7 protein-coding genes are annotated in these 7,034 nt (G+C 67.7%); 4 read left to right on the plus strand and 3 right to left on the minus strand.

Features of this window, described 5'->3' with window-relative positions:
* Together atpD and AB3X43_RS12840 are read left to right on the plus strand one after the other, a co-directional pair.
* Nucleotides 1-1,026: F0F1 ATP synthase subunit beta (atpD, locus tag AB3X43_RS12835; protein WP_369430244.1), on the plus strand; the 1,026-nt coding region annotated here is incomplete at its 5' end.
* 78 nt (nt 1,027-1,104) lie between these two features.
* Entirely contained in the window at nt 1,105-1,521 is a 417-nt protein-coding gene (locus tag AB3X43_RS12840) for a F0F1 ATP synthase subunit epsilon (protein ID WP_369430246.1), read from the plus strand.
* A 76-nt stretch (nt 1,522-1,597) separates the two neighbouring features.
* Here the strand turns inward: AB3X43_RS12840 and AB3X43_RS12845 are convergent, their stop codons facing one another.
* From AB3X43_RS12845 to AB3X43_RS12855, 3 genes are read right to left on the minus strand one after another with little or no spacing between them, the layout of a single operon-like run.
* Entirely contained in the window at nt 1,598-2,122 is a 525-nt protein-coding gene (locus tag AB3X43_RS12845; RefSeq protein ID WP_369430247.1) for a TPM domain-containing protein, read from the minus strand.
* 24 nt (nt 2,123-2,146) lie between these two features.
* Nucleotides 2,147-3,061, minus strand: coding sequence for a TPM domain-containing protein (locus tag AB3X43_RS12850; protein ID WP_369430248.1), 915 nt, complete (start codon nt 3,059-3,061; stop codon nt 2,147-2,149).
* Between the two features lie 25 nt (nt 3,062-3,086).
* Nucleotides 3,087-3,704: a LemA family protein gene (locus tag AB3X43_RS12855; protein WP_369430249.1), complete on the minus strand. Its 618-nt coding sequence runs from the start codon at nt 3,702-3,704 to the stop codon at nt 3,087-3,089.
* 122 nt (nt 3,705-3,826) lie between these two features.
* Here AB3X43_RS12855 and hemE point away from each other — a divergent pair, with 122 nt between their 5' ends.
* Together hemE and priA are read left to right on the plus strand one after the other, a co-directional pair.
* Nucleotides 3,827-4,912, plus strand: a complete 1,086-nt coding sequence (hemE, locus tag AB3X43_RS12860) for a uroporphyrinogen decarboxylase (RefSeq protein ID WP_369430250.1) — start codon at nt 3,827-3,829, stop codon at nt 4,910-4,912.
* Between the two features lie 104 nt (nt 4,913-5,016).
* Nucleotides 5,017-7,034: replication restart helicase PriA (gene priA, locus AB3X43_RS12865; RefSeq protein ID WP_369430251.1), on the plus strand; the 2,018-nt coding region annotated here is incomplete at its 3' end.

Genomic DNA, 7,034 nt, shown 5'->3' on the forward strand with positions numbered 1-7,034 from the left:
GAAACCGGCATCAAGGTGATCGACCTGATCTGCCCGTTCGCCAAGGGCGGCAAGGTGGGTCTGTTCGGTGGCGCCGGTGTGGGCAAGACCGTGAACATGATGGAACTCATCAACAACATCGCCAAGGCCCACAGCGGTCTGTCGGTGTTCGCTGGTGTGGGCGAGCGGACCCGTGAAGGCAACGACTTCTATCACGAAATGGCCGATTCCGGCGTCGTGAACCTGGAGGATCTGGGCAAGTCCAAGGTCGCCATGGTCTACGGCCAGATGAACGAGCCGCCGGGCAACCGTCTGCGCGTGGCCCTGACCGGCCTGACCATCGCCGAGTCGTTCCGCGACGAAGGCCGTGACGTGCTGTTCTTCGTGGACAACATCTACCGCTACACGCTGGCCGGCACCGAAGTGTCCGCGCTGCTGGGCCGGATGCCGTCCGCCGTGGGCTACCAGCCGACGCTGGCCGAGGAAATGGGCCGTCTGCAAGAGCGGATCACGTCGACCAAGGTCGGCTCGATCACCTCGATCCAGGCCGTCTACGTCCCTGCGGATGACTTGACCGACCCGTCGCCTGCCACGACCTTCGCCCACCTGGATGCCACCGTGGTGCTGTCGCGTGACATCGCTTCGCTTGGTATCTACCCGGCCGTGGATCCGCTGGATTCCAACAGCCGCCAGGTCGACCCGAACGTCGTCGGCGAAGAGCACTACAACACGACCCGTGCGGTGCAGCAGGTTCTGCAGCGCTACAAGGAACTGCGCGACATCATCGCCATCCTGGGCATGGACGAACTCGCGCCGGAAGACAAGCTGGCCGTGTCCCGTGCACGGAAGATCCAGCGTTTCCTGTCGCAGCCGTTCCACGTCGCTGAAGTGTTCACCGGCTCGCCGGGCAAGTATGTGCCGCTGAAGGAAACCATCCGTGGTTTCAAGATGATCGTGGCTGGCGAATGTGACCACCTGCCAGAGCAGGCGTTCTACATGGTCGGCACCATCGACGAAGCCTTCGAAAAGGCGAAGAAGATGCAGTGAACTCCGGTGGGCTGCGTGCCGCATGGTGTGCTGCCCCTGGTTTGCTGACTCCTCTTCAACCCCCTACGAAGGAAGAACATGGCAACGATCCACGTTGACGTCGTCTCGGCAGAACATTCGATCTTCTCGGGTGAAGCCAAGTTCGTCGCGCTGCCGGGCGAGAACGGCGAGCTGGGCATCCTGCCCCGCCATACGCCGCTGATCACCCGCATCCGCCCCGGTGCCGTGCGCATCGAGCGTGCCGACACTGGCGAGGAAGAGTTCGTGTTCGTGGCTGGCGGCATTCTCGAAGTGCAGCCGGACCGCGTGACCGTGCTGGCCGACACCGCCATCCGTGGCCGCGACCTGGACGAGGCCAAGGCGGTCGAAGCCAAGCGTCTGGCCGAGGAAGCGATGAAGAACGCCAAGAGCGACATCGATCTGGCCCGTGCCCAGGGCGAGTTCGCCGCCATGGCTGCCCAGATCGCTGCGATCCAGAAGTTCCGCCGCAAGTAAGCAGCTCCGCTGCCGACGCGCACCACCACGCCCGCCCAGGTTCATGCCTGAGGCGGGCGTGGTCTTTGTGTCTGCGTCAGCGCAGGTCGGCCTGGTTCGGCAGTTCGTTGGGATTGCGCTGGTCGCCGCGAACGGGAAACCAGTGGCGCAGCGCCTCGTCCAGTGCGGCAATGGTTTGCTGCAGCGCGGCTTCATGCCGGCCTTCGCGCAACAGCGGCTCCATCGACCGGATCAGCGCCTGCCACTGGTCCGGGTCGATGTGTCGGTGCAGTCCGCGGTCGGCCACGAGTTCCACGGCGCGGTCGGCCAGCAGCAGATAGACCAGCACGCCGTTGTTGTGCTCCGTGTCCCAGACGCGCAGCTTGCCGAACATCGACAGTGCCCGTTCGCGCGGACTCGCACCTTTGTGCAGATAACGCCACGGCAGTGCAGCCTCGACGCACAGCCGGATCTCGCCGGAGTGGTGGTGCTCGCTCGCGGTGATCTGTGCTTCCAGGCGAGCGAGGGCCTCGGTGTTCAGCACGCGGGCGATGTCCGAGCGGTCGGACCACAGGTGGCGCAGCCACTGGCGCCAGGCACGGTGAAATCGGTCAGTGGACATGTCGTGTCTTGTTCATGGATCCGCTCACCAGCCGCCGGACGCACCGCCGCCGCCAAAATCACCACCACCGCCGGACGAGAATCCGCCGCCGCCCGAGGAGCCGCCGCCGTGGCCCCATCCGCCACCGCCGCCCCAGCCACCGGGGATTGGCAGGGAGCGGCCGCGGCTGATGCTTGGCGAGAGGAAACCCATCACCGCCATCACCAGCGCAACGACCAAGCCGATGACGGCGGCCAGACCTGCCACGGCCAGACTGGCCGTCATCAGCCATGCGAGGCCGCCAGCTCCAGCGCCGGCCAGCAACGGGCCGAGCCTGCGGCCGAAGATTCCGACGAGGACGCGCGCGAACATCGGCAGCATGACCACGGTCAGCAAGATCCACCCCATCGGGTCCGGGCTGTCCTGGGTGGTGGTGCCCTGGTTGGCGGCCGGTGGTGCCGGCAGGCCCTCGCCCTTGATCAGCCCACCCAGCACACGCACTGCCGCCGACAGCCCGCCCGCGTAATCGCCCTGGCGGAAGGCTGGCGTGATCTGTTCGTTGATGACGCGCTTGGCCATCAGGTCCGGAATGGCGCCTTCGAGCGTCTTGGCCACCTCGATGCGCACCTTGCGGTCCTGCGTGGCGACGACGATCAGCAGCCCGTCGCCGACGGTGCGCCGGCCGATCTTCCAGGCGTCACCCACGCGCTGGGCATAGGCGGCGATGTCTTCGGGCTGCGTGCTGCGCACGAGCAGTACGACCACCTGCGCACCGGCCTCGCGTTCCAGCGTCTCCAGCTGGGTCGCCAGTGCCTGGTGCTGGTCGGGCTGCAGTGTGCCGGTCTGGTCGATCACCCGGCCATTCAGCGGTGGCACGGGCAGGATGTCCTGGGCCGCGCTGCCGAAGACCACCAGCAGCCAGAGGCCCAGTGTCAGCAAACCCCGCAGGAGGATGGTCATGGTGCGCGGTACCGGTGGTGTCGGGTCACTTGGCCGCGGGCTTGTCGAAGCTCACGGCTGGCGGCTGGCTGATCTGCGCCTCGTTGGCCACGGCCAGATTCGGCTTGACCTCGTAGTGGAAGACCATCGCCGTCAGATTGGTCGGGAAGCTGCGGGCCAGCACGTTGTACTGCTGCACCATCTTGATGTAGCGGTTGCGCGCCACGGTGATGCGGTTCTCGGTGCCTTCGAGCTGCACGCGCAGGTCCTGGAAGCCCTGGTTGGCCTTCAGATTGGGGTAGTTCTCGGTGACGACCAGCAGCCGGCTCAGCGCACCACTGAGTTCACCCTGGGCGGCCTGGAACTTCTTGAACGCCTCGGGGTTGTTGATCAGCTCCGGCGTGGCCTGGATGCTGGTGGCCTTGGCACGGGCCTCGATCACCTTGGTGAGCGTTTCCTGCTCGAAATTGGCTTCGCCCTTGACGGTGGCGACGAGGTTGGGCACCAGATCGGCGCGGCGCTGGTACTGGTTGAGCACCTCGGACCAGCCGCCCTTCACGTCTTCGTCCAACCGCTGGAAGTCGTTGTAGCCGCAGCCGGTCAGCGATCCCAGCGCCAGCGCGCCCACCACCATCCAGCACCATGCGCGCAGTCGTCCCAACATGTCGAATCCTCCATTGAATGATCAGGGCGTGTCGAAAGTCACGGATCGACACGGTGGAAGGTTACCTCAAACACCGTGCAGGTGCGCGTGGGGTATGCAGTGCGGCCTCCTACAATCGCCCCATGTTTGCCCCACTTCAAAACGACACCTTCCTGCGTGCCCTGCGCCGTCAGCCCACCGACCACACCCCCGTCTGGCTGATGCGCCAGGCCGGTCGTTACCTGCCCGAGTACTGCGCCACGCGCGCCAAGGCCGGCAGCTTCATGGGCCTGGCGACCAATGTGGACTACGCCACCGAGGTCACGCTGCAGCCGCTCGAACGCTATCCGCTCGACGCTGCGATCCTGTTCTCGGACATCCTCACCGTGCCGGACGCGATGGGCCTGGGCCTGAGCTTCGCGGTGGGGGAGGGGCCGAAGTTCGCCAAGGTCGTGCGCGACGAGGCAGCCGTCGCCGAACTCGCCGTGCCGGACATGGACAAACTGCGCTACGTCTTCGACGCCGTGACCTCGATCCGCCAGGCGCTGAACGGCCGCGTGCCGCTGATCGGCTTCTCGGGCAGCCCGTGGACGCTGGCCTGCTACATGGTCGAAGGCGGCGGCAGCGACGACTACCGGCGCGTCAAGTCGCTGATGTACAGCCGCCCGGACCTGATGCACCGCATTCTGGCGATCAATGCCGACTCGGTGGCGGCCTACCTGAATGCCCAGATCGAGGCCGGCGCGCAGGCGGTCATGGTGTTCGACAGCTGGGGTGGCGTGCTGGCCGACGGCGCCTTCCAGGCATTCAGCCTGGCCTACACCCGCCGTGTGCTGGCCCAGCTGAAGCGCGAGCACGATGGCGTGCAGATCCCGCGCATCGTCTTCACCAAGGGCGGCGGCATCTGGCTGGATGAGATCGCCGATCTGGACACCGACGGCATCGGCCTGGACTGGACGATGGACCTGGGCAAGGCGCGCGCGCGTGTCGGCCACAAGGTCGCGCTGCAGGGCAATCTGGACCCGAACGTCTTGTTCGCCAGTCCGGCGCAGATCGACGCCGAAGCCTGCCGCGTGCTCGACCGCTTCGGCGCGCACCCCGGCCACATCTTCAACCTCGGCCATGGCATCAGCCAGTACACGCCGCCCGAAGCGGTCACGGTGCTGGTGGAGGCGGTGCATCGCCATTCCCGTGCGATCCGTGCAGCGGCGGCGGCCCGTGCGGCGTGAAATCCTGGACTGCCTGTTTTTGAGGCAATCTAGGAAATCTCCTTGTGTGACAGGCACTTGACAGTGCTCTGACCAGCTTGCCCACAACGTTATCCACAGCTTCGGTGGACATCCTTGCGCCGCTCGCCGCACACCGGCTGCGCGTGCTGGTGGATCTGCCCCGACACAGCCGGTTGGACGCGGTGCTGGACTACCTGGCGCCCGAGCCGTGGCCAGCCGGCACGCTGGTGCGGGTGCCGCTGGGCAAGCGCGAGGTCTGCGGCATCGTCTGGGGGATGGCAGAAGCGCCGGATGGCTGCGGCCAGGAGGCAGACGCTCCGGTCCTGCGCAGCGTGGCGCATGCGCTGACCGCGCTGCCGCCGTTCACGGCCGGCTGGCTGCAGCTGGTGGCGTTCGCGGCGTCCTACTACCAGCGCAGTCCCGGTGAGGTGGGCCTGAGCGCCTTGCCTCCCGATCTGCGTGACCTGGATGCCGTGCAGCTGGCCCGCCGGCTCAAGCGCCTGGACAAGGCGATGGCCGCGGCGACCCAGGTGGCGGCGCAGGCGGTCGTGCCCGAGCGACCCGCGTTGTCGCCGGAACAGCAGACGGTGCTCGACACGCTGGCCGATGGGTCGCCGCAGCCCAGCCTGCTGTTCGGTGCCACCGGCAGCGGCAAGACCGAGGTCTATCTGCGCGAGGCCCAGCGGGTGCTCGCCGCCGGACGGCAGGCGCTGGTGCTGGTGCCCGAGATCAACCTGACGCCGCAGCTCGAAGCCCGCTTCGCCGAGCGCTTCCCCGACCGCTGCATCGTCTCGCTGCACAGCGGCCTGACCCCGGCGCAGCGCCTGCAGCACTGGCTGTCGGCGCATGTCGGCCGGGCTGATCTGGTGCTGGGCACGCGCATGGCGGTGTTCGCGTCCATGCCAAGGCTCGGGCTGATCGTGGTCGACGAGGAACACGACCCGTCCTACAAGCAGCAGGAGGGGGCCCGTTATTCGGCCCGCGATCTGGCGGTCTGGCGCGGGCGCCACGAGCAGGTGCCGGTGCTGCTGGGCTCGGCCACACCGTCGCTGGAGAGCTGGTACAACGCCGGCCCGGCCGACGCAGGCGGTGGCCGCTACCGCCGGCTGGCGATGCCGAGCCGCATTGGCGGCGGTGCCTTGCCCGCCGTGCGCGTGGTGGATCTGGCCCGCATCGCTGCGCAGTTCGGCAAGCAGGCCCTGCGCGCGCACCCGCTGGCGCCGCCGCTGCTGGACGCGCTGCGCGAGCGGCTCGACCGCGGCGAGCAGAGCCTGGTGCTGCTCAACCGCCGTGGGTATGCACCCGTGCTGCACTGCACGAGCTGCGGCTGGAAAAGCGCCTGCCCGCACTGCAGCGCCTGGCGCGTCTTCCACAAGCTCGACCGCACGCTGCGCTGCCACCACTGCGGCATCACCGAGCGCGTTCCGCGGGCGTGTCCGGACTGCGGCGATCCGGACATCCAACCCATGGGCCGCGGTACCGAACGGTTGGAAGAACAGATGGCCGAGTTGCTGCCCGGCGCCCGCATCGGCCGCATCGATGCCGACAGCACCCGCGGCAAGGGCAGCCTGGAGCAGCAGCTGGCCAGCGTGCATGCGGGCGAGGTTGACGTGCTGGTCGGCACGCAGATGGTCGCCAAGGGCCACGATTTCCGGCGCATGACGCTGGTGGCAGCAGTGCAGGCGGATGCGGCCTTGTTCTCCAGCGATTTCAGGGCGCCGGAGCGGCTGTTTTCCTTGCTGATGCAGGCGGGCGGGCGGGCGGGGCGGGATGCCGCGCTGGCCGGGCGCAGCGAGGTCTGGATCCAGACCTGGCATCCCGAACACACGCTCTATGCGGCGTTGCGCCAGCACGACTACGCGGCATTCGCCGCGTCCCAGCTCGCCGAGCGGGAGTCGGCGGGCATGCCACCGTTTTCATTCCAGGCGCTGCTGCGGGCCGACGCACGCACGCCCGAAGCCGCGCTGGCCTTTCTCGACGCGGCCGCGCTGCAGGCCCAGGGCCTGCCGGGCGCGCAGGAGGTGCTGATCTATCCGCCGGTGCCTGCGCCGATCCACCGGGTCGCCGATGTCGAGCGGGCGCAGATGCTGATCGAAGCGTCCGGGCGCGTTGTGCTGCACCG

The organism is Sphaerotilus sp. (assembly GCF_041083715.1).
Taxonomy (GTDB): Bacteria; Pseudomonadota; Gammaproteobacteria; order Burkholderiales; family Burkholderiaceae_C; genus Sphaerotilus.

Coding starts and splice junctions, on each gene's coding strand:
- AB3X43_RS12850 (WP_369430248.1), bottom strand. CDS start 3,061: ATGACCATCCTCCTGCGGGGTTTGCTGACACTGGGCCTCTGGCTGCTG.
- AB3X43_RS12855 (WP_369430249.1), bottom strand. CDS start 3,704: ATGTTGGGACGACTGCGCGCATGGTGCTGGATGGTGGTGGGCGCGCTG.
- AB3X43_RS12840 (WP_369430246.1), top strand. CDS start 1,105: ATGGCAACGATCCACGTTGACGTCGTCTCGGCAGAACATTCGATCTTC.
- AB3X43_RS12845 (WP_369430247.1), bottom strand. CDS start 2,122: ATGTCCACTGACCGATTTCACCGTGCCTGGCGCCAGTGGCTGCGCCAC.
- hemE (WP_369430250.1), top strand. CDS start 3,827: ATGTTTGCCCCACTTCAAAACGACACCTTCCTGCGTGCCCTGCGCCGT.